This is a genomic window from Vibrio paracholerae, from assembly GCF_037672085.1.
Classification (GTDB): domain Bacteria; phylum Pseudomonadota; class Gammaproteobacteria; order Enterobacterales; family Vibrionaceae; genus Vibrio; species Vibrio cholerae.
Genome location: NZ_JBBHLM010000002.1, coordinates 2,202,239 through 2,228,314 on the forward strand (window position 1 = coordinate 2,202,239; position 26,076 = coordinate 2,228,314).

Below are 26,076 nucleotides of genomic sequence, written 5' to 3' on the forward strand. Positions count from 1 at the left end.
CATTGTTTGCCGTGGCGTAGCCTCTCATCAACGCCAATAAAAAAGCCCCGAGTAATAACAACTTGGGGCTTTTTTGTTGCTAGCGACTTACCGTTGCAAGCTCGCGTAAATGTTGCAAGCTCGCGTAAATTTTAGCTTAGTGTTTATGCTTGCGTTAACTGCGCCATCATGTCACGTGCGACCGCTTCTGCGACTTTGATGCCATCAATCCCCGCTGACAAAATACCACCCGCATAACCCGCACCTTCACCGGCTGGGTAGAAGCCTTTCAGGTTGATGCTTTGGAAATCTTTGCCGCGCTTGATGCACACCGGAGATGAAGTACGCGTTTCCACGCCAGTCAGCAAGCCATCTTCAGAAGCAAAGCCTTTGATTTGACGATCAAACTCAGGGATCGCTTCACGAATCGCTTCTACCGCAAAGGCAGGCAGCGCTTTGGAAAGATCGGTAAGCTTGATGCCCGGAGTGAAAGAAGGTTGTACATCGCCCAGTTCACTTGGGTTACAGCCTTTTAGGAAATCACCGATTTTCTGCGCGGGCGCATCGTAAGTTTCGCCGCCCAGTTTATAAGCGTTCGCTTCCAATTCACGTTGCAGACGAATGCCCGCCAGCGGATCGCCTGGGTAATCTTGCTCTGGCGAAATACCGACCACAATTGCGCTGTTGGCGTTACGTTCGGCACGTGAATATTGGCTCATGCCGTTGGTGACAACGCGCCCTTCTTCCGACGTTGCTGCCACTACCGTGCCACCCGGACACATACAGAAGCTGTACACGGTGCGGCCATTTTTACAATGGTGTACCAGTTTGTAGTCTGCCGCGCCTAGAATCGGGTGGCCCGCACTGGGTCCAAAACGCGCTTCATCAATCATGGATTGCTTGTGCTCAATGCGAAAACCGACCGAGAAAGGCTTGGCTTCCATGTACACGCCACGCGCATGCAGCATCTCAAAGGTATCACGCGCACTGTGTCCGACCGCGAGCACCACGTGACGAGATTGAATCTCTTCACCGTTGGAGAGTGTCACGCCGGTGATTTGACCATCTTGCATGTGGATATCGTCAACGCGGGTGCTAAAACGAATTTCGCCACCCAGTTCGATGATTTTTGCGCGCATTTTTTCAATCATGGTCACCAGTTTAAAGGTACCGATGTGCGGTTTACTCACATACAAAATCTCTTCTGGCGCGCCCGCTTCAACAAACTCGGTGATCACTTTGCGTCCATAGAAGTTAGGATCTTTGACTTGGCTGTACAACTTACCATCGGAAAACGTACCTGCGCCACCTTCACCAAACTGCACGTTAGATTCAGTATTCAGAGTACGCTTACGCCAAAAGCCGAAAGTATCTTTGGTACGCTCACGCACCTCTTTGCCGCGCTCAACGATGATCGGGTTAAAGCCCATTTGCGCCAGCACTAAGCCAGCAAACAGGCCACAAGGACCAAAACCGATCACCAGTGGACGCTCAGGAAGGTTTTCAGGTGCTTTGGCGACAAATTTGTAGGACATATCCGGCGTTGGGCGCACATGCTGATCTTTGCTGAATTTGGCGAGCAGTTTTTCTGGGTTCGCCACTTCAACATCAACGGTGTAAATCAGTTGGATATCGCTTTTTTTACGAGCATCGTAACCACGTTTAAACAGTGTGAAAGAGAGGACTTGCTGAGTAGGAATTTTCAACTTGGCAGCAATGGCATCAAGTAGCGCGCCTTCCTCATGGTTGAGCGGCAGCTTAATTTCAGTTAAACGTATCATGGGATGTCTCGTGGGTCATGGGTGTCTTAGCCTAACCACTGGCGTGGCGGCTCACAATGGCGCGCATTTTACGAGAATTCGCCTTCACTGTCATATTAAAAGCTCAGTCATAGTAAAAGCTCTGTCCTAGTAAAAGTTCAGATTAGAGTTGAAATAGCGACCATCGAAACGGCGTGGGTTGAATTTTAGCGGCGGCGCAGTATCATCCCCGTTCTTGATTTTTGCGTACACTGTAGGTGTGCGAAACGGCTAACTAGATAGAGCGAATTGTCATGGCTTTTGTCGTCACCGATAACTGTATCCAATGTAAATACACCGACTGTGTGGCGGTGTGCCCAGCTGATGCGTTCCATGAAGGGCCGAACTTTATGGTGATCAACCCGATTGAGTGCATCGACTGTGGGCTGTGTGTGCCGGAATGTACCGCGCAAGCCATTTTTCAGGAAGACGAATTGGTGGATGACCAACGGATTTTTATCGAACTCAACGCTGAGTTGGCGGAGCATTGGCCAAATCTGACTGAAGTGAAGCCGGCGATGGAAGACGCCGCAAAGTGGGATGGCGTGCCAAACAAACTGGATATGTTGGAGAAGTAAACCCCAACCGCGAGCTTGAGCGCGCAATCCCTTAAGACCGAAATGCCTTAAGACCGCATTACCTTAAGATCGAAATGCCTTAAGACCACAGCGCCTTAAGAAAAAAGCCTAGAGATGAAAAAAGCGTCGGACAGTCCGACGCTTTTTGGTTTTAGGGATATTCGTTTTAGGTAAATTCGTTTTCGGTAAATGGATTAACTATGCTGACGGCGGATATTGTCGAGAATGATCCCCGTTGCCATCGCCACATTGAGTGACTCTGCGCCGCCAAAAGCCGGAATGGTGATCTTATCCGTCACATACTGCGCCGCTTGCTCGCGAATACCGTGAGATTCACTGCCCATCAGCAAAATGCCTTCGGCTTGAAAAGCGGTTTGATGCACGCTCACCCCTTCCAAAAATGCACCGTACACTGGCAAATTCGCCTTGGCTAAGTAGTCAGGTAAATCCACTTGGCTGACTTGTACGCGGCCAAAACTGCCCATCGTGGCGCTGATGGTTTTCGGGTTATACGGGTCGGCGCAATCTTGGCTGGCGATGATGTGCGAAATACCATACCAATCCGCGACACGAATAATGGTGCCCAAGTTACCGGGGTCGGAAACGCCATCCAACGCAATCATCAACCCTTGTGCTTTCGGCACCTCAATATATGGGATCGCCACCACCGCAATCGCGGCGTTGTTGCTCACCAAGGTGCTGACTTTGGTTAAATCATCCAAGGTTGCTTCAATACACTCGAAACCGGCTAAGGCTTGTGCGTGCTCGGCGAGAAACTCGGCGGTCGCAAAAATGTGTTGTACGTTCAGCGTGCTATTGGTCAGCTCTAGGACGTTTTTCTCGCCCTGAACCAGAAATAAGCCGTGCGCTTTGCGCTGTTTCTTCTGCCCTAAAGCGCGAATCAATTTGAGTTGGGTTTTCGAAATCATGGTGCTGTCCGAGATAAATGCCGGCGAATTATAGTGCAAAGCCCCTACGAGCTAAAGGGGCGCGAAAAAACTAAAAAGCCCTGCTGTCGAGGCAGGGCAGTATGAAAAATGAAGTAACCAGTAAGCTTAGTGACGCACTTTAAATAACTGCACCAATTCGTAAATAAGCCAAGTGGCGGCTAATAAATCGGCGCTGCCGCCGGGGCTTAAGTGTTTTTCAATCAGCGCACTATCGAGCGCGGTAAGAGCTTGCTCGATTTCTTGATATAAAAAGCCACCTTTGGCGAGCAGTTGCTGCGCTTGTTCTTGCACAAAATGTAGCCCTGCTAATCCACCCCGTGAAACAAGATTGCTGTCGTTATTATTGGCCATCAACACCAATAAGGTATGCCACAAGGCTTGCTCGGTGCTGGCACCTTTGGTTAAACAGGCTTGGTAGGCTGGCAGCGCATGTTGCATCACCATCGCAAGGCCTGAAGCAGCTTCACCGCGTGCGCCAGTCAAACCATACTGGCGATAAATGCGCTCGCCTGCGGTTTCAGGTTCACAATCACGCTTGGCTTTTAGCTCATCGATAACCAAAAACTGGCACGCTTGGCGAATGGTTTCACCTATATGCTGCGCATCGATTTTGAGTTGATTGGCTTTAAGCCACCCCACCGAGCCGCAAATAAGCCCCAAGATGAAAATCATCCCTTTGTGGGTATTCACCCCTTGTGTGGCCGCAAACATGGCTTGCTCAGCTTCAATGCCAATCGGGCGCAAAGCGCTCAGTAGCTGGGCAGCCGGATGTCCCGCACTCTCCCAACCAGCACTGACAAAAGAGTGCAGATAAGGCGCGATCGCCTCAGCGCTGGCGATAAAAGTGTTGAGATCCATATCGCGGTGCGCACCATTATTGGCGGTATCCACCAAACCCGGTTTAGGGGTGAGATGCACCTCCAACATCATGGCATGGTAGGCCAGATGCCCCACTAAGCGGGGCAAGCTGAAGGTCTTTGAACCTGAAGAGGAAGACGCTTGGCTAGACAGTTCAAGCAGCAGATCAAGCGCAGCAGGAATAGTCATGCGTCATCTCCTCAATTTTTGCCAACAAAGCTTCGACACTGTGCCGCCGTGAGCGAGCACAGATCACCGCATCTCGTTCACACAGCAGGCAGCGCCGTCTTGGCAACTGCGCACCTTGGCGCGAAATAATATGTCCATCGACATCAATTACATCCAGATCCATCAGTCGCCCCAGCGGGTGCTCGCGTTCAATCTTCATCATGGCTTTTTTCAGCATGCTGGCCGACGGAGCCTGAATCACCACAAAGGCTTCCGGCCCGGTTTTTTCCACCAGCAACTGACAAGCCACTTGCCGCCAGCCCGTTTGCTGACACAGTTCTTGAATGGCACGCATACCTGCATCCATCACGGTTTGGCTGGCAGCGTTGAGCTTAACCGCGCCCGGCATGTTAACCGTGAAAGAAACCAGAGGCAGTGAATGGCGCTTTAGCCACTCACCTTGTTGCCGAACCCGCACTTCTTTACGCAGAAGGAGCTGGTCCAGACTGACTGAAAGATCCGGATGGTGACTCATAGGCTTTTTACCTGCTTGATAACATCAATGATCGAACCGTCACGGTAGTGAACAAAGGCAACGGTTTTGTCTTCAAATTGCAACGGCTGGGGTTTACCCGTCAGCAACTCGGCACGCTGTTGCAACGCTTCAATCTCGACAACGGGCAGTTGCGCCGCGATGAAACGCGCTTTCAGTTCGGGACGATTCGGGTTAACCGCGATACCTTGATCCGTCACTAGTACATCTATGGTGGATCCTGGGGTGATGACATTAGTGACTTTCTCGACCACGGTCGGAATACGGCCACGCACCAAAGGCGCCACAATAATTGATAAGTTTGCCGCGGCCGCCGTGTCACAGTGACCGCCAGATGCGCCACGAATTACCCCATCAGAGCCGGTGATCACGTTAACGTTAAACTGGGTATCAATTTCCAACGCGCTGAGGATAACCACATCGAGCCTATCCACCGCCGCCCCTTTCGAGCTTGGGTTGGCGTATTCGTTAGCAGAAATTTCCAGATGATGCGGATTGCGCGCTAACGAGCCCGCCGCCACCGAATCGAAACACTGCACATCGAGCAAGTAATCAATCAGTCCCTGTTCATGCATTTCCACCATAGTCGCAGTGATACCACCGAGAGCGAAAGAAGCGCGAATGTCTTGACGCAGCATCTTCTCTTTCAAAAAGCGCGCAACCGCAAGCGATGCACCGCCCGAACCAGTCTGCATTGAAAAACCATCATAGAAATAGCCAGAATGCTCAATGACTTCTGCAGCGCGTTTGGCAATCAACAGCTCGCGTGGGTTGGTGGTCATGCGCGTGGCATCCCCACCGATTTTGCTTGGGTCGCCCACTTCCGCCACCTGCACCACCGCATCAACACGATCTTGAGTAATCGATGCAGGGAAATTCGGAAAACCGACGATGGCTTCGGTCAGCATCACCACTTTTTCAGCGTGTTCGGCATCAACTTTGGCATAGCCGAGTGAGCCGCAATTCGATTTGCCTTTAAAGCCGTTGGCGTTGCCAAACTCATCGCAACAAGGTACGCCAATAAACGCCATGTCGATGTACAGCTCACCGCTTTGGATCAAATGCACACGACCACCGTGCGAGTGAATATGCACGGGCTCATCAAGCAGGCCGTTAGAAATGCTGTCGGCCAGCGCTCCGCGGATCCCTGAGGTGTAAATCTTGCTCACTACGCCATTTTTGATGTGTTCAATCAAAGGCGAGTGACAAGAGGTGAGCGAGCTTGAGGCGAGCGTGAGGTTTTTAATGCCCAATTCTGCAATCACCTCCATCACCAGATTGACGGTTTTATCGCCGCCACGAAACGCATGGTGGAAAGAGAGGGTCATGCCATCTTTTAAACCAAGATCGACAATCGCTTCGCGGATCGAACTTTTCACCTTACGGTTTTTCTTGGCAGGCTCATCCAGCAGATGCGGCGTGATCGCGTGCGCTTGGGTGTAAGGCGTCAACGCGTAGCGTTCCACTTCCAGCACAGACAGAGGGTTATTTAATGTATTGATACTCATGAGATGACCTTTAGTGTTTGATGCCGGATTCAGCACGTTGCAGTGTCCAACGTGCGCGTTCGATGATGGGTCCATCGACCATTTTGCCGTTAAGGGAAACCACGCCTAGCCCTTTCGCCGCGGCTTCTTCAGCGGCTTCGATGACTGCGATGGCGTGATCGACCTCTTTTTGGGTTGGAGCAAACACGTTGTGCAGCAGGTCAATCTGGCGCGGGTTAATCAGTGACTTGCCATCAAAGCCAAGCTGCTTGATGTGCTCCGCCTCACGCAAAAATCCCTCTTCGTTGTTAGCATCGGAATAGACGGTATCAAACGCCATGATCCCGGCAGCACGCGCCGCTTGCAGAATAGAGCAGCGTGCAAACAGCAGCTCAATCCCTTCCGCTGAACGCTGAGTGCGCAGATCGCGCACATAGTCTTCCGCGCCAAGCGCAATCCCAATCAGGCGGCGTGAGCTAAAGGCAATCTCAACCGCGTTGTTGATGCCTTGCGCGCTTTCAATCGCGGCCAACATACGCGTGCTGCCGACTTCGCGTCCGCATTCACGCTCGATCTGCTCGATGACTTTTTCCATCTCAATCACATCGTTGGCGTTATCGGTTTTCGGCAGACGCACCACTTTGGCTCCGCCGCGCACCACGGCATTAAGGTCTTTGATACCGAATTCAGAATCGAGCGGATTGACCCGCACCACGGTTTCCATCTCTTGATACATAGGGTGTTGCAGCGCATGGAACACCAACATCCGCGCGGTGTCTTTTTCACGCAGCGCGACCGAGTCTTCCAGATCAAACATGATCGAATCCGGTTGATAGATAAAGGTATTGCTGAGCATGGCGGCATTCGCGCCCGGCACAAATAACATACTGCGACGAAGTTTGGTCATGATAGTTGGCTCCACTCAATGTTCTGAACATCACAAGCGCGCATCACCGCCGCCTGTACGCGCGCGCGGATCACACAATCCAGCGCACCTTTGTCTTCTATGGTGACCAGCGCATCGTGCACTTGCATCGCGTCTAGGGTGTGCAGCACGACCTGACGAATTGCATGACCAAATTGCTGCTCGACGGTACTGTCTAACACCAGTTCAATACCGCCATCGTTATTGGGTTCAATCCGAACCTGAAGATCACTGGATTCCAGTGTTCCCGCAAAGGCGGGATGGGCAATTTTCATGGGTACAACCTTGTTAATGAGTTATTGGATAAAACAGTGTCAGCACCGCGCTCATACCGCTAACCGTTGCGGTGCGGTCTGTAGCGAATGTTCCGCATAGTGCTGGCAAAGGTAGGAATAGGTCGTTTTCGGCACGAGATCGGCAATCGCAGCAACGCCAAATTGTTTGAGCAAGTAACGCACGCGCGATGCTGAAATCGGCTGCGAGGCTTGCTGACTGCGCTCAATTTCAACGACTTGGATCGGCGCACTGACATCGTGCGCTTCTTCTAGCCAGCGGCGCATGGCTTGGTTGTAGTGACGCGTCACCGTACAAATCGGCTCACTGCCGACAAAGCGGTGCGTAATGCCAAGGGCAGGCGCGATAGAATGGCGAAAAATACTTAAATCCAGCGCGGTATGGGATTGATTGACCACTTGCTGATCTTTAATAAAATAACTGGGAAAGGTCGCGCGTGAAATAATATAATCCGAACCGGAATGAATAGTTAAATTCAATAAATGTTTACTACCCGCTTTAATCATTGCCATGCGGTCGGCATAAGAGAAATCTTTATTCTCTGCTTTTACGACAAATAAATGCACCCAATCACATTGTTCACAGGCTTGTTCAATTAAATATTGATGACCTAAGGTAAATGGATTGGCATTCATCACAATACTGCCAATTTTACGCCCAGACATTTTTAACAACTGCAACTGCTTGCAATAAACAGAGAGACGATTAGGGCTATTTTCTAATAAAGCAATATGCGGTTCGACTTTATCGACCAAGAAAAATCCACACTGTCTGAATAAATCAATATTAGCAGGCTTAGTAAATAGAAAGAGTGAAAAACGCCCCATTTCATAAGCGAAGTTGGTTAATTCGGTCATCAGTTTGAGCGCAAAACCAGTGCCTTGCAGCGCAGGAGAAACCGCGATGGACTTCAACACGTGCCCCGCAATTCCGCCGCAAGCGATGATTTGGTTTGTGCCATAAGCCACCACAAAATGCTCGACATCGTCATCCACGGTCAGCTGATGCTGGCAGAGAAACTCTTTGATCTGTAAGAGCTTGGTTCGATTCTTGGTTGAAACTCGCGAGAAGGTATAAATATCCACCATGGTCGGCTTCCTCACCTATTTTTTCTGGCTTTATTATCTAAATTCAGCCGAAAAGGTTTAATGAGGGTAATCACTTTATTTCCCGCCGTTAACGCTCTTTATGGTTTTAATGAATTTAATTCCTATCTCTTTGATTTTTAATTTCATTTAAAATTTAAACCATAAAAACCATTGAGATTTTTAAAGCCACTGGTTTGGATGACTATTTTCACAATTATCACTGACTATTTTATTTAATGTAGTAAAGGTCTTAATAACCTCATTGGACATGGAATTATGAACGAGAAAACCCTACATTTAGATAAAAAGTCCGCAGTCATAGGTGGATTGAATCTAAGCCAAACGAAAATATTTGGCACACCACTCCCTTTATTTTTATTTTTACTGGTCACCGTATTAGCCGCTCATTTTACTGACACTTTACCTAGCGGTCTGGTGGGTGGTTTTGCGTTTATGTTTGTCGTTGGTGCTATATTTGGCGAAGTCGGCAAACGCCTACCGATTTTTAATAAATACATCGGCGGTGCGCCGGTGATGATTTTCTTGGTTGCCGCTTGGTTCGTACACATGGGCTGGCTTAGTGATCGCGAAATCAAAACCGTGACCGAAGTGATGGATAAGAGCAAGTTCTTGGATCTGTTCATCGCAGTGTTGATCACTGGCTCAATTCTGGCGGTCAACCGTAAACTGCTGATCCGCTCTCTGGCCGGCTACATTCCAACCATTCTCGCTGCGGTAGCGGGTGCTGCGGTATTCGGTATCGCTATCGGCCTCGTATTTGGTATCACGCCTGATCGCATCATGATGCTGTACGTGCTACCGATCATGGGTGGTGGTAATGGCGCAGGTGCTATCCCGCTTTCCGAAATTTATGAGTCGGTCACAGGTGGCTCCAAAGAGCAATACTACTCGGTTGCTATCGCGATCCTGACTATTGCCAATATTGTGGCTATCGTCGCTGCGGCAGTCATCAACATCATTGGTGAAAAGATCCCATCCTTAACCGGTAATGGCGAACTGGTACGCAGCTCGAAACTGGATGTGAGCGAAGAAGCGAAAAATCTTACTGTTACTCACCGTGAAATTGCCATCGGTTTAATGCTGGCCGCTTGCGTCTACACCTTCTCTTATTCGCTATCAAAAGAGATTTTGCCTGGTTTTGGTTCGATTCAAATCCACACCTTTGCTTACATGGTGGTGATCATCGCCATCCTTAACGCGGCCGGTTTGTGCAGTGATGAGATCAAAGAAGGCGCGAAACGTCTGTCGAATTTCTTCTCAAAACAGATGCTATGGCTATTGATGGTCGGCGTTGGTATTGCTTACACCGATCTGGCTGAAATCATCAACGCGCTAACTTTTGCCAACGTGATCATTGCTACGGTGATCGTGATTGGTGCGGTTATCGGTGCCGCTTTGGGTGGTTGGGCAATGGGTTTCTACCCAGTTGAATCTTCGATTACTGCAGGGCTATGTATGGCTAACCGTGGTGGTTCGGGCGACCTTGAAGTGCTTGCCGCCTCTAACCGTATGAGCTTGCTCTCTTACGCACAAATCTCTTCACGTCTGGGTGGCGGCATTGTGCTGGTCATCGCCAGCGTCGTATTCGGAATGTTTGTTTAACCCTTTAACCCTTGCTCCTTGGGATTATTTGGCGCGCTTAGCGCGCCTCTTTTTTCTCTCCGTTTTCAACCCTGTTTTTGCCACTGGAAGTGACCATGCAATCAACCTCACTACTCCTCGAAGGAATGAATTTGTTGACGCTGGGGATGGGCTTTGTGTTCATCTTCCTGATTTTCTTGGTATTTACGACTCGTACCATGTCGTACTTAATTGTGCGTTTTGCGCCGCCGGAAGTGCCGGCCAAAACAGCCAATAAAAAAGCCCCAGCTAACAAGGTCAAGCCAAACCTAGCTAAAAACCAAGGTGAATTACTCGCGGTACTCACGGCCGCCGTCCATCACCATAAAACACAACAAAAACTGTCTTAAGTGAAGGAGAAACCACAGATGACTCAGGCGATCAAACGCGTTGGTGTTACGGATGTCGTATTGCGCGATGCGCACCAATCTCTTTTTGCCACCCGTTTACGAATTGACGACATGCTGCCGATTGCGCAGCAGTTAGATCAGATAGGTTATTGGTCTTTGGAATGTTGGGGAGGCGCGACCTTTGACAGCTGCATCCGCTTTTTAGGCGAAGACCCATGGCAACGTCTACGTTTACTCAAACAAGCCATGCCCAATACACCACTGCAAATGCTGCTGCGCGGGCAAAACCTGCTTGGCTACCGTCACTATGCCGATGATGTGGTGGATACTTTTGTTGAGCGTGCGGTGAAAAACGGCATGGATGTATTTCGCGTGTTCGATGCGATGAACGATGTACGCAACATGCAACAGGCGCTGCAAGCAGTGAAAAAGATGGGCGCGCATGCGCAAGGCACGCTCTGCTACACCACCAGCCCAGTACACAATTTACAAACTTGGGTCGATGTAGCGCAGCAACTGGCGGAGCTCGGTGTCGACTCAATTGCCCTGAAAGATATGGCCGGCATTTTGACCCCGTATGCCGCTGAAGAGCTGGTGTCTACCCTGAAAAAACAAGTGGACGTAGAGCTGCATCTGCACTGCCACTCCACCGCTGGCCTTGCCGATATGACTCTGCTTAAAGCGATTGAAGCGGGCGTGGATCGAGTAGATACCGCGATTTCCAGCATGAGTGGTACTTATGGTCATCCAGCGACCGAATCACTGGTTGCCACCTTGCAAGGCACGGGCTACGACACCGGATTGGATATCAGCAAACTCGAACAGATTGCGGCTTATTTTCGTGATGTACGCAAAAAATACCACGCCTTTGAAGGCATGATGAAAGGCAGTGATGCGCGCATTTTGGTGGCTCAGGTTCCGGGCGGCATGCTGACCAATATGGAAAGCCAGCTCAAGCAACAAAACGCATTGGATAAACTCGATTTAGTGCTCGAAGAGATCCCACGCGTACGTGAAGAGCTCGGCTTTTTGCCTCTGGTTACCCCGACCTCACAAATTGTCGGTACACAAGCGGTGATCAACGTGGTGCTGGGTGAGCGTTACAAAACCATCACCAAGGAAACCAGCGGTGTGCTGAAAGGAGAATATGGCAAAACACCAGCACCGGTTAACACCGAGCTGCAAGCTCGTGTATTGGCGGGCGCAGCAGCCATCACTTGTCGCCCTGCAGATTTGATTGCCGCCGAAATGCCAACCTTGCAAGACCGTGTATTGCAGCAAGCCAAAGAGCAGCACATCACCCTCGCCGAGAATGCGATTGATGATGTACTGACCATTGCGCTGTTTGATCAGGTAGGCTGGAAGTTTTTAGCCAACCGCCATAACCCAGAAGCCTTTGAGCCTGTGCCACAACTGGCAAGTACAGCCAACACTCCGAAAGCGCCAACAGAAAAAAGCAAAGTACAGCCCGTGGAAAGTCACGGTGTGTACACCATTACGGTGAACAACCAAAGCTATGTGGTGAAGGTGGATGAAGGCGGTGACCTGACGCATGTTGCTCCCGCGCCATCAGCCAGCCATGCACCAGTTCCGAGTGCAGCAGAAGGTGAAAACCTCGCCGCACCGCTCTCTGGCAACATTTGGAAAATTCATGCATCAGCTGGCGATGAAGTGGCCGAAGGCGATGTACTGCTGATTTTAGAAGCCATGAAGATGGAAACCGAAATCCGCGCGCCACGTGCTGGGGTGATCAGTGCCATTGAAGTCAATGAAGGCGATGCCGTACAAGTCGGTGATGCTTTGTTGGTATTGGCGTAATCAGAGGCGGAAAGTATGGAAAATATTTTAGCCATGGTGCGTGATTTTGGCCTGTTCCACCTTCAGTGGGGACAGGGCATCATGATCCTTGTTGGGTTAGTGTTGCTCTATCTTGCCATCGTCAAACGTTTCGAGCCTTTGCTGCTGGTGCCGATTGGTTTTGGTGGCATTTTATCTAACCTGCCTGATGCTGGGCTTGCCATGTCAGCCATCGAAAATGCCGTGTATGCGGCCAAACCGGAAGTGATGGCGGCGTTTTCAGAAGTGCTGCAACTTAGCTCCTACATGCCGGCCGACATCAAGCAAGCCTTGAGCAGCGCAACGCCACTACAGATGACCACCCTGCACCTGCTTGCTGAGCAGTACCAATACAGTGATGGCATGCTCTATCTGTTTTACAGCATTGCGATTGCCTCTGGCGCGGGCCCGTTAATCATCTTTATGGGTGTGGGCGCGATGACCGATTTTGGTCCTCTGCTCGCCAACCCTAAAACCCTGCTGCTCGGCGCGGCGGCTCAGTTTGGTATTTTCACCACCGTATTGGGCGCATTGGCATTAAGCAGTTTAGGGGTGATGGATTTTAGCGTGGCGCAAGCGGCGGCGATTGGCATCATAGGCGGTGCTGATGGCCCAACCGCGATATACGTATCGAGTATGCTCGCACCAGAATTGTTGGGAGCGATTGCGGTCGCCGCTTACTCTTACATGGCGTTAGTGCCTATGATTCAGCCGCCGATCATGCGTGCGCTCACCACACAAGAAGAGCGCAAAATTCAGATGCAGCAGCTGCGTCAGGTGCACAAGCTGGAAAAAATCGGCTTTCCGCTCCTACTGCTGATCTTGATTGCTCTCTTGCTGCCTTCGGCAACGCCACTGCTCGGCATGTTCTGTTTTGGTAACTTGATGCGCGAATGTGGCGTGGTGGAGCGTTTATCCGATACGGCGCAAAACGCCCTCATCAACATAGTGACCATTTTCCTTGGCTTGTCCGTCGGCTCCAAGCTGATGGCAGATAAGTTCCTGCAGCCTCAAACCATCGGCATTTTGGTGCTCGGTATTGTGGCGTTTTGTGTCGGCACCGCGGCTGGGGTGTTAATGGCGAAACTGATGAACCGTTTCACCACTACCAAACTCAATCCGCTGATTGGTTCGGCTGGAGTTTCGGCTGTACCGATGGCGGCACGCGTCTCCAACAAGGTCGGGCTTGAAGCCAATGCTCAGAACTTTTTGCTGATGCATGCCATGGGACCCAACGTCGCGGGGGTGATTGGCTCTGCGGTCGCCGCTGGGGTAATGATCAAATATGTGATGGGCTAAACATAATTGGTTGGGGTTTCTTAGACCCCAATCAATAAGCCTCATTTATAGCAAGGATAGACTCGCCGGCATGAACATATCCCTCATGAATTTTTTACACACCAAGGTCTGCCAGACACTTTCGTTTCAACAGAGAGTCGGCGCTCTGTTGGTGGCAATGGTGGTGATCCAGCTTTCGCTGGTGGCCGGCTTTTTTCATCAAACCTTAAGTGAAACTTTACAAGATCAGATCAGTACCAAAGCGCTAATCCAAGCGCGCGAGATTGCGACCGATCCCAATCTCATTGCACTGATCCAACAACATCAGCTTGCTGACGTGCAGGCCAAAATCGATCGTTTACAACGCATCTCGGATGCCAATTTTATTGTGATTGGCGATGCTAATGGCATTCGTATCGCGCATCCAGATGAGCAAAAAATTGGTTTACCGATGCAAGGCGGAGATAGCCGTCGCGCATTAAAAGAGGGCGAATATTACACCTCAACCCAAAAAGGCAGCCTAGGCTGGGCCATTCGTGGCAAAGCGGCGATTGTCTCTCCATCGGGAGAGATCCTCGGTGTGGTTTCTGTTGGCTACCTGCTCGATAACATCAGCAGTTGGCTGCGGGTTTACTCCTATCCTGTGATTTTCACTGTGCTGCTTTTAATGCTGCTTTCTGCGCTCGGCGCTTGGATCTTTACCCGCCATATCAAACAGCAGATGTTCAATATGGAGCCGGAAGAGATCGCCATGAACCTCAACCTACAGCAGTCGATTTTGCAAAGTGTGTATGAAGGTATCGTCGCGATCAGCTTGAAAGGGGAGATTCTTTCCGTCAATGCTAAGGCCCTGAATATTTTGGGTATTGCCCACCAGCCGACTCATTTGATTGGCCGTAATGTTCAAGAGTTCATCACTCCAACCTGCTTTTTTATGGGCGCAAGCCCGTTTGGCAAGTTGGCGCAGCAAAACCGTGTCAGCCAGCAAGATGAACTGATCAGCTGTAATGGTGAAACCTTAGTCGCGAACCGTGTGCCGATCAATTCTGGCCAGCAGCAAATCGGCTGGGTGGTCAGCTTTCGTCGCCGCAATGATTTCAATACGCTCACCTCGCAGCTTACCCAGATCCGTCAACATAACGATAATCTACGCATGATGAGTCACGAGTTTGCCAACCGCCTCTCGACCATCGGCGGCTTAATTCAAATCGGTGCGTACGACGAAGCAGTGAAAACCATTCGCCGCGAAACGGCAGAGCAGCAACAACTGATCGATTTCATCGCCCAAACTTTTCACCCGAAAGTGATCGCGGGGTTATTGCTGGGGAAATACAGCCGTGCCAAAGAGTTAGGACTGTGTTTAGAGTTCGATCCGCTATCGCATCTGCACCAAGAGCCACAGTGCATGACCTCAGATGAACTGGCGGCGGTACTTGGCAATCTGCTGGATAACGCATTTGAAGCCACGCTAAAAAATCCACACAGCAATAAAACCATTTCCCTGCTGCTGACCGATAACGGTGCGGAATTGGTGATTGAAGTGGCGGACAACGGCATCGGGATCTCGGCCGACATCGCGCAAACTTTGTTTCTCAAGGGAGTGAGTAGCAAAAACCAAGAAGGACACGGTATCGGACTTTACCTTATCCATCAATTTGTCACTCAGGCTCATGGATCGATTCTTATCGACAGTGCGGAGCCGCAAGGGACTATTTTTTCTATTTTTATTCCCAATAGACCCAAAACGCTTGCGGCGGAAAACCTTCCAGCGCTTGCCGAACGGGCATAAGAAGAGTTTGATTATGATGGAATTAATCGACGTATTGATCGTAGAGGATGAAACGAGTATTGCTGACGTGCACAGCTTTTATCTCAAACAAACCGCCCGCTTTCGCCCAGTCGGCGTGGCACAAAGTATCAACGAAGCGCGCAATATGGTGCGCATTCTCAAACCTAAACTGATTTTTTTGGATAACTACCTGCCTGATGGTCGTGGCATTGAGTTTTTGAAAGAGCTAACCCATCAACCACAAGCGCCGGATGTCATTTTTTATCACTGCCGCTTCGGATATGGAGACCGTGCGCGAAGCGGTACGCTGTGGGGTTTTTGATTACCTGTTAAAACCGATCGCCTACGATCGAGTACAAAACTCGCTGGAACGGTATCTGAAATACATCAGCTCGCTGCGCGCCAATGACAGTGTGAATCAACGACACGTCGATGAGCTGTTTAATTTTCAAGCCAAAACCGAGCCGCTTGATGGGTTGCCGAAAGGGATTGATGAGCTGACCTTAATCAAAATCCAAGAGATTTATCACCATGAACCGCAAGCGGCCTACACTGCAGAATTGTTGGGACAAGCGATTGGGATAAGCAAAACCACGGCCAGACGTTATTTGGAATATTGTGTGGCCAGTGGTTTTCTGGAAGCTTGTATTCAGCATGGTCGGGTGGGCCGTCCTGAGCGTCTTTACCAAAAGCGCTAGTCAACCCATTGCTAGACTGAATTTATAATGTGTAATGGAAGGGGATCACTTCGGTGCTCTCCCCTATTTCCAACATCCCCTCTAAGTTGTTGCTGTGACACTGACAAAGTGGGATCACAAATACCCCTTCTTCATCTTTATCGCACTTCACTAGCATCGCCTGAGAAGATGGCGTTAAGCAGTTAATCTCAGCGCAAAACGCCTGATTATCACGGCTAAAGTGCTGCCAATAGGCCAACCAATTTTCTCGCGCTTGGGCAGAAGCCAAATCTCTAGAAACTTTTCTTACTAACATCGCATCACCACTGTGGCTATTGAGTCGCCCTATTAGAATGGATTTCGACTCCGCTAAGCATGAAGCGATTCAAAGTTCGCCGTAGCGATAAAAATCTTATTGGTTTTTATGTGGTTATCTTCAATTCCGATTTAATCAACGTTGAGTCATCGCCTAAGAAGACTCACTCTGTATAACGGAAAATAGTGCGATTTAAACCTAGCGGCTCACCGAGCCAGCGGATGCGGTCCTCTTGATGGTCATAAGCATCATCGCCCGATACCGGATGGATCAGTACACTTAGCGCGCCGCGATTTTCCTCTAACCATTCCAGTAAGCCGTGTTGGTTATCGCGAAAATGCATTTCAAACATCGGCTTAACATGCGGGCCAACACGACGCGGAACTAAACCAAATAACGCGATCACATCACGGCGTTCACGGGCAATTTGTTGGCGAAAGCGCTCCGCGACAATCGCTTGGTCTGGGTCAAAATAAACATGGGCATGGAACATAATCACTCCTTAGGAGAGAACAACAGGACGAGGTCAGCATAGCGCTACACTAAACACAATATCAGCAGTCGAATTTGCACAATAAGGTCGATTTCTTCGAACGAGAGTGCAAAACACACCGCCCCTATAGCCTAGAATCGCGATCGGTTTAGCTAACCTGCGCCGGAATTTGCTTTTGCAACCACTGGCAAAAAACTTGCGTCGCGTCAGTGGCTTGGTGAGTAATCAAAAAGTAGCCAGCCTTGGCTTGAATGGGAGCAAACGGGGTAACCAAACGCCCTGTATCGAGTTCGTTTGAAAGTAAGGCAGTACGCGCCATTGCAATCCCCACTCCGGCCTCTGCAGCAGACATCGCCATATCCGTGCGGTTGAAATAGTGATCACGCCGCTCAGGCAAGGTAATTCCCATCTGGTGAGCCCAGTAGTGCCACTCTTGGTCGCGTGCCGCATTCGCCCACGGCATCGCATCATGCAGTAGCACGACCTGCTGCCAATTTTCTGCGTTTGCCCAATCCTCCTGTAACCAGGAATGGGCTGCGAGATAGTTCGTGCTCATCACGGGCAATAACCACTCCTCCATCAATAACTGCGCATCTCGCCGTGGATAAGGTAACGCGCCATAATCAATCGCCAGATCGTAATCACGCCGCTCACTATCCACCAACGCGCCTTCCGCGAACGTCTGAATCTGAATTTCCGGATGACGGCGATAAAAGTCCTCTAGCCGCGGAACCAACCACTTAAACGCAAATGATGGCGTCAGTTTCAGCCGGATCTCTTTTCGCTCCGTTGATGGCACTAAACTGTGAATTGTCTGCTCAATATCTTGATAGCTACGTTGCACCGTTGTCAGTAAGATTCGTCCTGCCTCAGTTAAACGCACCCCGCGAGAGTGCCGTTCAAATAAGCTAAAACCCAACTGCGCTTCTAACTGCAACATTTGTTGGCTGATCGCCCCCGTGGTGAGGTGGAGAGCTGCTGCAGCTAAGCTAAAGCTGGAGTATTGAGCTACCTGCATAAAAGTATGCAAGCTGGCAACTTGCTGGCTTTTTAACATAGGTTTGCTTTTAGTTTTACTAAAGGGTGGTGATAATTTTTATCGATTGTTAATGAAAAGTAAACCTCCGAAACTGAGCCGAAAATTAAGCAAGGAGTCAATGATGGAAGTTTTGGTTTTAGGCAGTGGTGTGGTCGGATTAACCAGCGCTTGGTATCTTGCGCAGGCAGGCCATGATGTCACCGTCGTCGATCGCCAATCACGTAGCGCCGAAGAAACCAGCTTTGCGAACGCAGGGCAAATCTCCTATGGCTACTCTTCCCCTTGGGCTGCGCCGGGCATTCCGCAAAAAGCTCTAAAATGGATGCTGGAAGAACATGCACCACTCAAAATCCAACCCTCGCTTGATCCTGCATTACTGAGCTGGATGGGCAAGATGCTGCTCAACTGCCAGTTGTCGCGCTACCAAGTTAACAAATCGCGGATGTTGGCGATTGCCAACTATAGCTGCGAGTGTTTAAAAGCGCTCAATCAAACCTATTCGCTCGATTACCAAGGTCGCCAACGCGGCACTTTGCAAGTATTTCGTGATGAAAAGCAGTTAACCGCGATTGAAAAAGACATGCAGCTTCTAGCGCAAAGTGGCGTACGTTTTGAGTTACTGAATGTCGCCCAGTGTCTGACTCATGAACCGGGGCTCGCCCCTGTGCAGGAAAAACTGGTGGGCGGCCTATGGCTGCCGGATGACGAAACGGGCGATTGTTACTTGTTTTGCCAACAGTTAACCGAACTGGCCAAGCAACAGGGTGTACGTTTTCATTTTGATTGCCACATTCAGCAACTGGTTTATGAGGGCAAAAAGATCATCGGTGTCCAAACCGATTTAGGCTTGCTCAAAGCGGATGCTTATGTGGTCGCACTGGGCAGTTATTCGACCTCATTGCTTAAACCGCTGGGGATTGAAATTCCTGTCTACCCAGTAAAAGGATACTCGTTAACCTTACCGATTATTGATGAAAAATTTGCGCCGCAATCGACCGTGATGGATGAAACCTATAAGGTTGCGCTGACTCGCTTTTCTGATCGGATCCGCGTGGCGGGAACGGCTGAGTTAGCGGGTTTTGATCCAGCGATTCCAGAAGCACGTAAAGCGACGATTGAGATGGTCGCACGTGATTTGTTTCCGCACGGCGGCGATTTTGCAAAAGGGCAATTCTGGACCGGTTTTCGTCCCATGACTCCCGATGGCACACCAATCATCGGTGCCACTCCCTATACCAATCTCTATACCAATACTGGGCATGGCACACTGGGATGGACCATGGCTTGCGGCTCCGCCAGTATTCTGGCCGATGTGCTCACCCATGGCGAAAGCCCGCTCAGCCGTTTGGGGCTAGATCTGTTCCGTTATCCGAAAGCATCTTAAATGCGCGGCTTTTTGGCTCTGCCTGCAGGAGCATGGCAGAGTCATCTCTCACAATCCACACGCCATCCGCACGCCATCCGCAGTGTAAAACTCCAATAAGCTGACTAAATTATGGTCATTTATTATTTATTTTTATCCTACTTAACCAAAGCATAAAATTTTTATCTAGCACATATCACCCACCAGATTGACCAAAAATTCACCACACCCTCCAATACTCAGCCCGTTGTACAACGAATAAACAGTTTTTGTGTTCAGCGTCACGCATCCATTCTTTGCCAGATAAAAGAATTAACATTTGAGTTACAAAAAGATTAATATACCGAACACACAACAGACACAATAAACACAACAACTCATTTACAGGGAAACTACTTATGCAGTCATTTGTTGATTTTCTGAATGGAATCATCTGGAGTCCGGCGCTGATTTATCTCTGCCTCGGCGCTGGCTTGTTTTATTCCGTTCTGACTCGTTTTGTACAGGTTCGTCACTTCTTCGAAATGTGGCGCCTACTTCTGAATAATAAAGAATCCTCAAAAGGGATCTCCTCTTTCCAAGCGCTCGCCGTATCACTCTCAGGCCGTGTGGGTACTGGTAACATTGCTGGGGTTGCTGCCGCTATCGGTTTCGGTGGCCCGGGTGCGGTATTCTGGATGTGGATGGTTGCGTTTTTTGGCGCAGCCACCGCTTATGCAGAATCCACACTGGCGCAAATTTATAAAGAAGAAGACAACGGTGAATTCCGTGGTGGCCCCGCTTACTACATCGAAAAAGCCATGGGTCAAAAATGGTACGCTTGGATCTTCGCGATTGCGACCATCTTCGCTTGTGGGGTATTGCTGCCTGGCGTGCAGTCTAACAGTATCGGCAACGCCGTGGAGTCAGCGTTCGGCTCTGGCCCTATGATTGAAACCGCAATCGGCACTTTTAGCTTTGCCAAAATTTTCACCGGTACCGTGATTTCAATTCTACTTGGCTTCATTATCTTTGGTGGCGTAAAACGTATCGCAAGCTTTACCCAGATAGTGGTGCCTTTTATGGCTCTGGCCTACATCATCACTGCATTCGTGATTATCCTGCTCAATATCAGTGAAGTACCGCGCATTTTTGCCATGATCATCGGCGATGCATTCACGCCTATGGCAGGTGTAGGTGCTGCGATTGGTTGGGGGGTTAAACGTGGGGTTTACTCTAACGAAGCAGGTCAAGGTACGGGCCCTCATGCGGCAGCGGCAGCCAGCGTACAACATCCTGCACAGCAAGGTTTGGTACAATCTTTCTCTATCTATATTGATACCTTGATGGTCTGTTCAGCAACAGCGTTCATGATTTTGATCACTGGTGCATACAACGTACACGGCGCAGGTGAAGGTATTTTCCTAGTGCAAAACCTGCCAGCAAACATCATTGCCAGCAGCCCTGCCTTTACTCAAATTGCGGTAGATAGCGCCCTGCCCGGTATCGGTAAACCTTTCGTGGCATTTGCACTGTTCTTCTTCGCCTTCACCACTATTTTGGCTTACTACTACATTGCAGAGACTAACGTGGCTTATATTCGCCGCACGTTTAAAGTCAATGGTTTGATGTTCATCCTTAAAATTGCACTGATTAGTGTGGTGTTTTACGGCACAGTCAAAACCGCTAACTTAGCGTGGGCACTAGGCGATGTGGGTGTAGGTGTCATGGCGTGGCTGAACATTGTCGGTATCTTGATTATCTTCTTCATGGCCAAACCGACTATTATTGCCCTCAAAGATTATGAAGAGCAGCAAAAACAGGGTGTAACCGAATTTACTTTTAACCCAGTGAAACTTGGTATCAAAGGGGCAACTTACTGGGAAGGAAAATACCTTCGCAAAACGGGCAAAGCCCCAACCGCGGAAGTGAAAGAGACCCAAAGGGTAGAGCAAACTAGCTCACTATAAGAAAAAGCAGTGAACACAACATAAATAAGTCAAAGGGTTAGCATTCGCTAACCCTTTATTTTTCAACTCAAGGTGAAGATTACTTCGTTTTCGGTTCGATAATATTGAACCAGAATTCGAAGTTATCCAGCATACCAGCGATATCGGTCAGCGCTTGCGCATTGCCTTCAATCTTCGCTTTGCCTTCTTTGGCCAACTGTTCAATGGTGGTTTTACCCATCAATACTTGATTGAGCTGAGCACGATTGAGAGTCAGCGTCATATCCGGATTCTCCGATTGAATGCCTTTTAAGTTATTCAAGTGGGCATTTTCCAGTTCAACCAAGAATTTCTCATTCACATCTGGCAAGACGAAATTAATGGTGTAATCAATACCAGCGGCTTTGTCGCCATTGAGGCGAACGCCCAAATAGTCGAGGAACAGCTCAGTATCCATCGCCACAACCGTATCAGCGCCTGCCGTCTTGGTTGCTGACACTTTCGGTACCCCATTACGCAACTCATACGCGCCCATCAAATAAGTGTTACGCTCCCCTGCCGATTCACTCTGGTAGCCCAGTTGCTCCAAGCAATCCGCCTGTAAGTAACGAGCTTGTTTATTGCTCGGCTCTGCAAACACGGCTTTATCGACAATCTCTGCACACCAACGAAACTCGCCTTTATCAAACGCTTCTTTCCCAAGCTTAATCACGTTATCCATGCCGCCCATCGCCGCGACATATTTAGGAGCCGCATCGGTTGGAGCCAATGGGCGTAACGTGGCGGGATTCATATCAAAATACCCCAGATATTTGTTGATCACCGCTTTAGCATTGCGGTGGTAACTACCGTGATAACCTCGGTTGTACCACTCGTGTGCTAACACATCCGGTACATGGAATTCGTCTTGAATTTCATTGATGGTGACACCGTGGTTGGCCAAACGTAAAGCCTGATCATGAATGTAGCCGTACATATCACGCTGTTTACGTAGGAAATGGTTGATATTGTCGTTCCCCCAACGCGGCCATGTGTGTGAAGCAAACATCACATCCGCCTCTTTCGCGTACATATGAATCGACTCATTGATGTATTTGCTCCACGCCTTGGCATCTCGCACTTCTGCACCACGTAAGGTGTAGACGTTATGCAAACCACCCACGGTGTTTTCTGCCATCCACAAGGCTTTAAACTGTGGGAAGTAGGTGTTCATTTCCGCTGGAGATTCGGTTCCCGGTGTATTCTGGAACTCCATGGTTACGCCATCGATCACCACAGTTTCCGTTTGCTCAGAAATGACTTTGGTTGGCGCAATCAAGCTCACTTCACCTTGCGCGACATTCTTACCAATCGCGGCATCCACCTGCCCGGTCGCCCCTTTCGGTAAAACGTTGCCATATTGATAAGTCGTACGACGCGACATGGCATTTCCTGCCAAAACATTCTCAGCCACCGCGTGATTTAAAAAGCCTTTCGGTGCGATGATCGGCACTTCACCTCGGTCGACCTGCTCTTGGCTCACAATACCTTTGACCCCACCAAAATGGTCAGCATGCGCATGACTGTACACCACAGCTTTAACGGGACGCTCACCTAGCTCTTGGTTAACAAAATCCAGCGCCGCTTTAGCCGTAGCAGGAACGGTCAATGGATCAAACACAATCCATCCCGTATCGCCCTTTACAAAGGTGATGTTGGCCAGATCGTAGCCACGTACCTGATAAATGCGATCCGTCACTTTATACAGGCCGTGATGCATATTCAGTTGCGCTTGACGCTGTAAACTAGGATGGATGCTGTCATAGTCGCGTCCATCCAATAAAAAGCGGTAATTACCCAATTCCCAAACCACCTTGCCATTCGCATCTTGAATTTCGAGATCTTTTTGCTGCGCGATCAGACCTTTCTCGACCAGTTTGAAATCTTCCTGATCCGCAAACGGCAGCGTATTGCGTTGCTCAGCCGCAAACGCTTTTGTGGTCGGGCTCGGGGCTTTGGTCTCAGCGGTCAATGAGTGAGCTAATACGGGCGCAGAGGCGGCCACTAATACCGCCAACAAAGTGGGTTTAAAGACTGTTTTCATTGGGAATCTCTCTTTTTAGTCATTAGGGAACAAGGACAAGGATATGAGAGAAATTGCCGACAAACGATTCGCCAAACAATAATCAATAGTTAAGCAGTGCTTAACTATTGAGGATTGGCGCAGAGAATCGCCTCAATTTGCTCGCGCAGCCAAATCAACCCTTTATCTTGCTGTTTGGCTTTATGCCAACACATAAAAGTCGGAACCGAGCGGATTTCAAACGGCAAAGGTTGGATCTGTAAACCCAATTTCTCCGCCCACATATCCGCTAAACGCTTTGGAGTAAAACAGAGCAGATCGGTGACGGATGCGGTCGCCATCAAATTGAGCATCGACTCACTTTGATAATGCACTCGACGTGCGGGCAGCACCTGATCGACTAGGCTAGAAAAGAGATAATTACCAAAGCGGCGACTGGTTAATGCAGTATGTTTTTCTGCAAAAAACTGCTCAAAACTGAGGGTACTTCCAAGACGAGGATGATTTTTGGCATACACCACAACCAAGGCCTCCTCCGCCACCTGTGTGGTGACGATAGAGGGATGGCTGATGGGTAATGCAGCCAGAAACAGATCCGCCTCTCGCTCACTTAATACTTGGCTTGGTGTGAAATGATCGTCCTCATAAGACTTTAAATTCACCGTGATATGCGGGGCGATGTCGCTGATTTTTTGCAAAAGTGGCGGTAATACCACCAAATCGAAATAGCCCTGACCGCCAATAATAAACTCACGCTTACTGGTTGCAGGATCAAAACCAGCATCGGTTTCTAAACCAAAACGAATGGCACTCAAGCCTTCCGCCACATGTTTGTGCATATTGAGCGCATACTGCGTCGGCTGTAACCCACGTCCCTGACGGATAAACAACGGATCACCAACTTGTTCTCGTAAGCGTGATAAATTTTGACTCACCGCTGCGGAAGTCATACCTAACTTATCCGCTGCTTTACTGACTGAGCCTAATTTCATGACAGAATCAAATACCGTCAGCAGGTTTAGATCATAATCACGCAGCATAATCAATAAGTTAACTCAAGTAGGTAAGGTGGGGACATGATACTCGATTTTGCCTAGCATTGGTAACGCGCTGACGGTTAATACTCGCTGCTGTTCAAACCAACGAAAGTAAACCTCACAACTCTGTTGTGCGGCATTAGGTACGCGCGTCAATGTGAAACTCATTTTGTTTGGCTCCAGTGAACTGAGCTGGGCATCGCTGAAATCAAGGTAGATTTGTACTTGTGGGAATAGCGCTTTAAATAGACTCTCTTTTGCAGAAAACAGCAAAGTCACCGCTGAAGCGAGATCGAACTGTTGCGCTAACAGCGCCCACTCTTGGGCGGTACCGATCATAGCTTGCACCTCACTAGCGGTTTGATGTGCGAGCCGATGTTCAATATCAATACCAAGCGAGAGGTGTTCTGCCTTAAGCACAGTGCATACTGCCCAACCGTCACAATGGGCGATCGAGCCCGTGATCCCCGCAGGCCATAGGGGCTCACGATGGGTTCCGATAGCAATTGGCCTATCGTAACCCTGCCCGATCTGTTTGAGCGCTTGCTGCGCTAACTTACGTCCTGCGACAAATTCTGCTTGGCGCTTAATCACGGCCTTGTGCAGGCTATGGTAGGTGGGAGACGCTAAATAGCGCTGCTGAGCCTCATCAAATTGCTGAGGATCGAATTGGCAAACCTGAATTGTCAGCCCTGCCAGCTCAATCGCTGGCATTGAAATCATAAAAGCCATGTTTAACCGCGCTTTAACGAATAAGGGATAATCAAAGGCGTGCAGGAGATAGGATCGGGCATCACCACACAATCAATCCCAAAGACTTGCTTAACCAATGCTGGAGTCACCAAAGAGTGTGGATCGCCCTGCGCAACGATTTTACCTTCTTGCAACACAATCAGATGGTCGGCGTAACGACACGCCTGATTCAGATCGTGCAGCACTGCGACTAGAGTATGTCCTTGCTGACGATTAAGCCGCCAAAAGAGATCGAGCAGTTCGATTTGGTGAGCAATATCAAGATAAGTGGTGGGTTCATCAAGCAGTAAATACGGCGTTTGCTGCGCCAGCGCCATGGCCACCCAAACCCGCTGACGCTGACCACCGGAAAGCAGATCCACACTGTGCTGCGCAAGCTCATGGACGTGAGTGGCTCGCATCGCCTCTTCTACTGCTTGTTCATCCGCCCTACTCCACTGGCGAAATAGCCCTTGGTGAGGATAACGCCCGCGCGAGACCAAATCGACCACCTTTACCCCTTCTGGTGTCAACGCGCTTTGAGGCAGTAATCCTAGTTGCTTGGCTACCACCTTGGTCGGTAAGTGGTGAATATTCTGACCATCCAGTAATACTTGCCCAGCCAGCGGCTTGAGTAAACGACACAAGCTTTTTAGCAAGGTTGATTTACCACAGCCATTAGGCCCAACTATCACCGAAAATTTCCCGTGCGGAATCGCCAAATCCAGCGCATTACACACCGATTTTCCTTCATAACCCAAACTCAGTCGCTCAGCCTTAAGCCTGTGATCTTTGGCCTTTAATACGGCGCTCTGTAAGTCGGCATCCCAAATTGTGTCCATAACGGCATTTCACT

At 49.5% G+C, this 26,076-nt stretch carries 22 protein-coding genes and 2 pseudogenes; 9 read left to right on the forward strand and 15 right to left on the reverse strand.

The genetic code is table 11. The features are described from left to right. Positions 1-143 precede the first annotated feature (143 nt). Positions 144-1,760 carry an NAD(P)/FAD-dependent oxidoreductase gene (locus R4537_RS15130; protein WP_071179635.1) on the reverse strand — a complete coding sequence of 539 codons (1,617 nt, stop codon included), beginning with the start codon at positions 1,758-1,760 and terminating at the stop codon, positions 144-146. 272 nt (positions 1,761-2,032) lie between these two features. Between R4537_RS15130 and fdxA the strand changes: the two genes are divergently transcribed. Further along, positions 2,033-2,356 (forward strand): ferredoxin FdxA, encoded by a 324-nt coding sequence (fdxA, locus tag R4537_RS15135; protein WP_053034133.1) that lies wholly within the window; start codon positions 2,033-2,035, stop codon positions 2,354-2,356. A gap of 194 nt (positions 2,357-2,550) precedes the next feature. Here fdxA and R4537_RS15140 read toward each other — a convergent pair whose 3' ends face one another. The 7 genes from R4537_RS15140 to citC all read right to left on the reverse strand — a co-directional run bounded on the left by R4537_RS15140 (position 2,551) and on the right by citC (position 8,679). Further along, on the reverse strand, positions 2,551-3,285 hold the full coding sequence (locus R4537_RS15140; protein ID WP_071179634.1) for an RNA methyltransferase: 735 nt from the start codon (positions 3,283-3,285) through the stop codon (positions 2,551-2,553). A gap of 126 nt (positions 3,286-3,411) precedes the next feature. Next, positions 3,412-4,353: a triphosphoribosyl-dephospho-CoA synthase CitG gene (gene citG / locus R4537_RS15145; protein WP_071179633.1), complete on the reverse strand. Its 942-nt coding sequence runs from the start codon at positions 4,351-4,353 to the stop codon at positions 3,412-3,414. Beyond that, the gene (gene citX / locus R4537_RS15150; protein WP_000018094.1) at positions 4,331-4,867 is read right to left on the reverse strand and encodes a citrate lyase holo-[acyl-carrier protein] synthase; all 537 of its coding nucleotides are present in this window, start codon (positions 4,865-4,867) and stop codon (positions 4,331-4,333) included. The genes citG and citX overlap by 23 nt, the downstream gene beginning before the upstream one ends. Continuing rightward, positions 4,864-6,393: a citrate lyase subunit alpha gene (gene citF, locus R4537_RS15155; protein WP_071179632.1), complete on the reverse strand. Its 1,530-nt coding sequence runs from the start codon at positions 6,391-6,393 to the stop codon at positions 4,864-4,866. The genes citX and citF overlap by 4 nt, the downstream gene beginning before the upstream one ends. A gap of 10 nt (positions 6,394-6,403) precedes the next feature. Next, positions 6,404-7,279, reverse strand: coding sequence for a citrate (pro-3S)-lyase subunit beta (citE, locus tag R4537_RS15160; RefSeq protein ID WP_000164137.1), 876 nt, complete (start codon positions 7,277-7,279; stop codon positions 6,404-6,406). Further along, positions 7,276-7,572, reverse strand: coding sequence for a citrate lyase acyl carrier protein (gene citD / locus R4537_RS15165; RefSeq protein WP_000684014.1), 297 nt, complete (start codon positions 7,570-7,572; stop codon positions 7,276-7,278). The genes citE and citD overlap by 4 nt, the downstream gene beginning before the upstream one ends. A gap of 51 nt (positions 7,573-7,623) precedes the next feature. Beyond that, complete coding sequence (citC, locus tag R4537_RS15170; protein WP_071179631.1) at positions 7,624-8,679, reverse strand: [citrate (pro-3S)-lyase] ligase; 1,056 nt, start codon at positions 8,677-8,679, stop codon at positions 7,624-7,626. Positions 8,680-8,955: 276 nt separating this feature from the next. Here citC and citS point away from each other — a divergent pair, with 276 nt between their 5' ends. The 6 genes and pseudogenes from citS (at position 8,956) to R4537_RS15200 (ending at position 16,271) form a co-directional block, all read left to right on the forward strand. Further along, positions 8,956-10,302 carry a citrate/sodium symporter CitS gene (gene citS, locus R4537_RS15175; RefSeq protein WP_071179630.1) on the forward strand — a complete coding sequence of 449 codons (1,347 nt, stop codon included), beginning with the start codon at positions 8,956-8,958 and terminating at the stop codon, positions 10,300-10,302. Then, a pseudogene (locus R4537_RS15180) lies at positions 10,295-10,670 on the forward strand (OadG family protein). The gene citS and the pseudogene R4537_RS15180 overlap by 8 nt, the downstream one beginning before the upstream one ends. An 18-nt stretch (positions 10,671-10,688) precedes the next feature. Beyond that, entirely contained in the window at positions 10,689-12,488 is a 1,800-nt protein-coding gene (oadA, locus tag R4537_RS15185) for a sodium-extruding oxaloacetate decarboxylase subunit alpha (protein WP_071179628.1), read from the forward strand. A gap of 15 nt (positions 12,489-12,503) precedes the next feature. Further along, positions 12,504-13,805, forward strand: coding sequence for a sodium ion-translocating decarboxylase subunit beta (locus tag R4537_RS15190; RefSeq protein WP_000427748.1), 1,302 nt, complete (start codon positions 12,504-12,506; stop codon positions 13,803-13,805). A 70-nt stretch (positions 13,806-13,875) separates the two neighbouring features. Further along, the gene (locus R4537_RS15195) at positions 13,876-15,573 is read left to right on the forward strand and encodes an ATP-binding protein (protein ID WP_080483645.1); all 1,698 of its coding nucleotides are present in this window, start codon (positions 13,876-13,878) and stop codon (positions 15,571-15,573) included. Positions 15,574-15,586: 13 nt separating this feature from the next. Next, positions 15,587-16,271: pseudogene (locus tag R4537_RS15200) on the forward strand (response regulator). Positions 16,272-16,293: 22 nt separating this feature from the next. Here the strand turns inward: R4537_RS15200 and R4537_RS15205 are convergent. The 3 genes from R4537_RS15205 to R4537_RS15215 form a co-directional block, all read right to left on the reverse strand. Beyond that, positions 16,294-16,566, reverse strand: coding sequence for a hypothetical protein (locus tag R4537_RS15205; RefSeq protein WP_000961035.1), 273 nt, complete (start codon positions 16,564-16,566; stop codon positions 16,294-16,296). Between the two features lie 163 nt (positions 16,567-16,729). Next, positions 16,730-17,059: a DOPA 4,5-dioxygenase family protein gene (locus tag R4537_RS15210; RefSeq protein WP_071179627.1), complete on the reverse strand. Its 330-nt coding sequence runs from the start codon at positions 17,057-17,059 to the stop codon at positions 16,730-16,732. Positions 17,060-17,207: 148 nt separating this feature from the next. Then, positions 17,208-18,116 (reverse strand): LysR substrate-binding domain-containing protein, encoded by a 909-nt coding sequence (locus tag R4537_RS15215; protein WP_000920407.1) that lies wholly within the window; start codon positions 18,114-18,116, stop codon positions 17,208-17,210. A gap of 103 nt (positions 18,117-18,219) precedes the next feature. On the opposite strand from R4537_RS15215, the gene R4537_RS15220 reads away from it, so the two are divergent. Beyond that, positions 18,220-19,482, forward strand: coding sequence for a D-amino acid dehydrogenase (locus tag R4537_RS15220; RefSeq protein WP_071179626.1), 1,263 nt, complete (start codon positions 18,220-18,222; stop codon positions 19,480-19,482). 377 nt (positions 19,483-19,859) lie between these two features. After that, positions 19,860-21,410 carry an alanine/glycine:cation symporter family protein gene (locus tag R4537_RS15225; protein ID WP_071179625.1) on the forward strand — a complete coding sequence of 517 codons (1,551 nt, stop codon included), beginning with the start codon at positions 19,860-19,862 and terminating at the stop codon, positions 21,408-21,410. A gap of 79 nt (positions 21,411-21,489) precedes the next feature. Here the strand turns inward: R4537_RS15225 and R4537_RS15230 are convergent, their stop codons facing one another. The 4 genes from R4537_RS15230 to R4537_RS15245 all read right to left on the reverse strand — a co-directional run bounded on the left by R4537_RS15230 (position 21,490) and on the right by R4537_RS15245 (position 26,062). Beyond that, on the reverse strand, positions 21,490-23,472 hold the full coding sequence (locus R4537_RS15230) for an alkyl/aryl-sulfatase (protein WP_057554557.1): 1,983 nt from the start codon (positions 23,470-23,472) through the stop codon (positions 21,490-21,492). A gap of 104 nt (positions 23,473-23,576) precedes the next feature. Then, positions 23,577-24,491, reverse strand: a complete 915-nt coding sequence (locus R4537_RS15235) for a LysR family transcriptional regulator (protein WP_071179624.1) — start codon at positions 24,489-24,491, stop codon at positions 23,577-23,579. A 15-nt stretch (positions 24,492-24,506) separates the two neighbouring features. Beyond that, the gene (locus R4537_RS15240; RefSeq protein WP_071179623.1) at positions 24,507-25,220 is read right to left on the reverse strand and encodes a vibriobactin biosynthesis 4'-phosphopantetheinyl transferase VibD; all 714 of its coding nucleotides are present in this window, start codon (positions 25,218-25,220) and stop codon (positions 24,507-24,509) included. 2 nt (positions 25,221-25,222) lie between these two features. Then, positions 25,223-26,062, reverse strand: coding sequence for an ABC transporter ATP-binding protein (locus R4537_RS15245; RefSeq protein ID WP_071179622.1), 840 nt, complete (start codon positions 26,060-26,062; stop codon positions 25,223-25,225). Positions 26,063-26,076 lie beyond the last annotated feature (14 nt).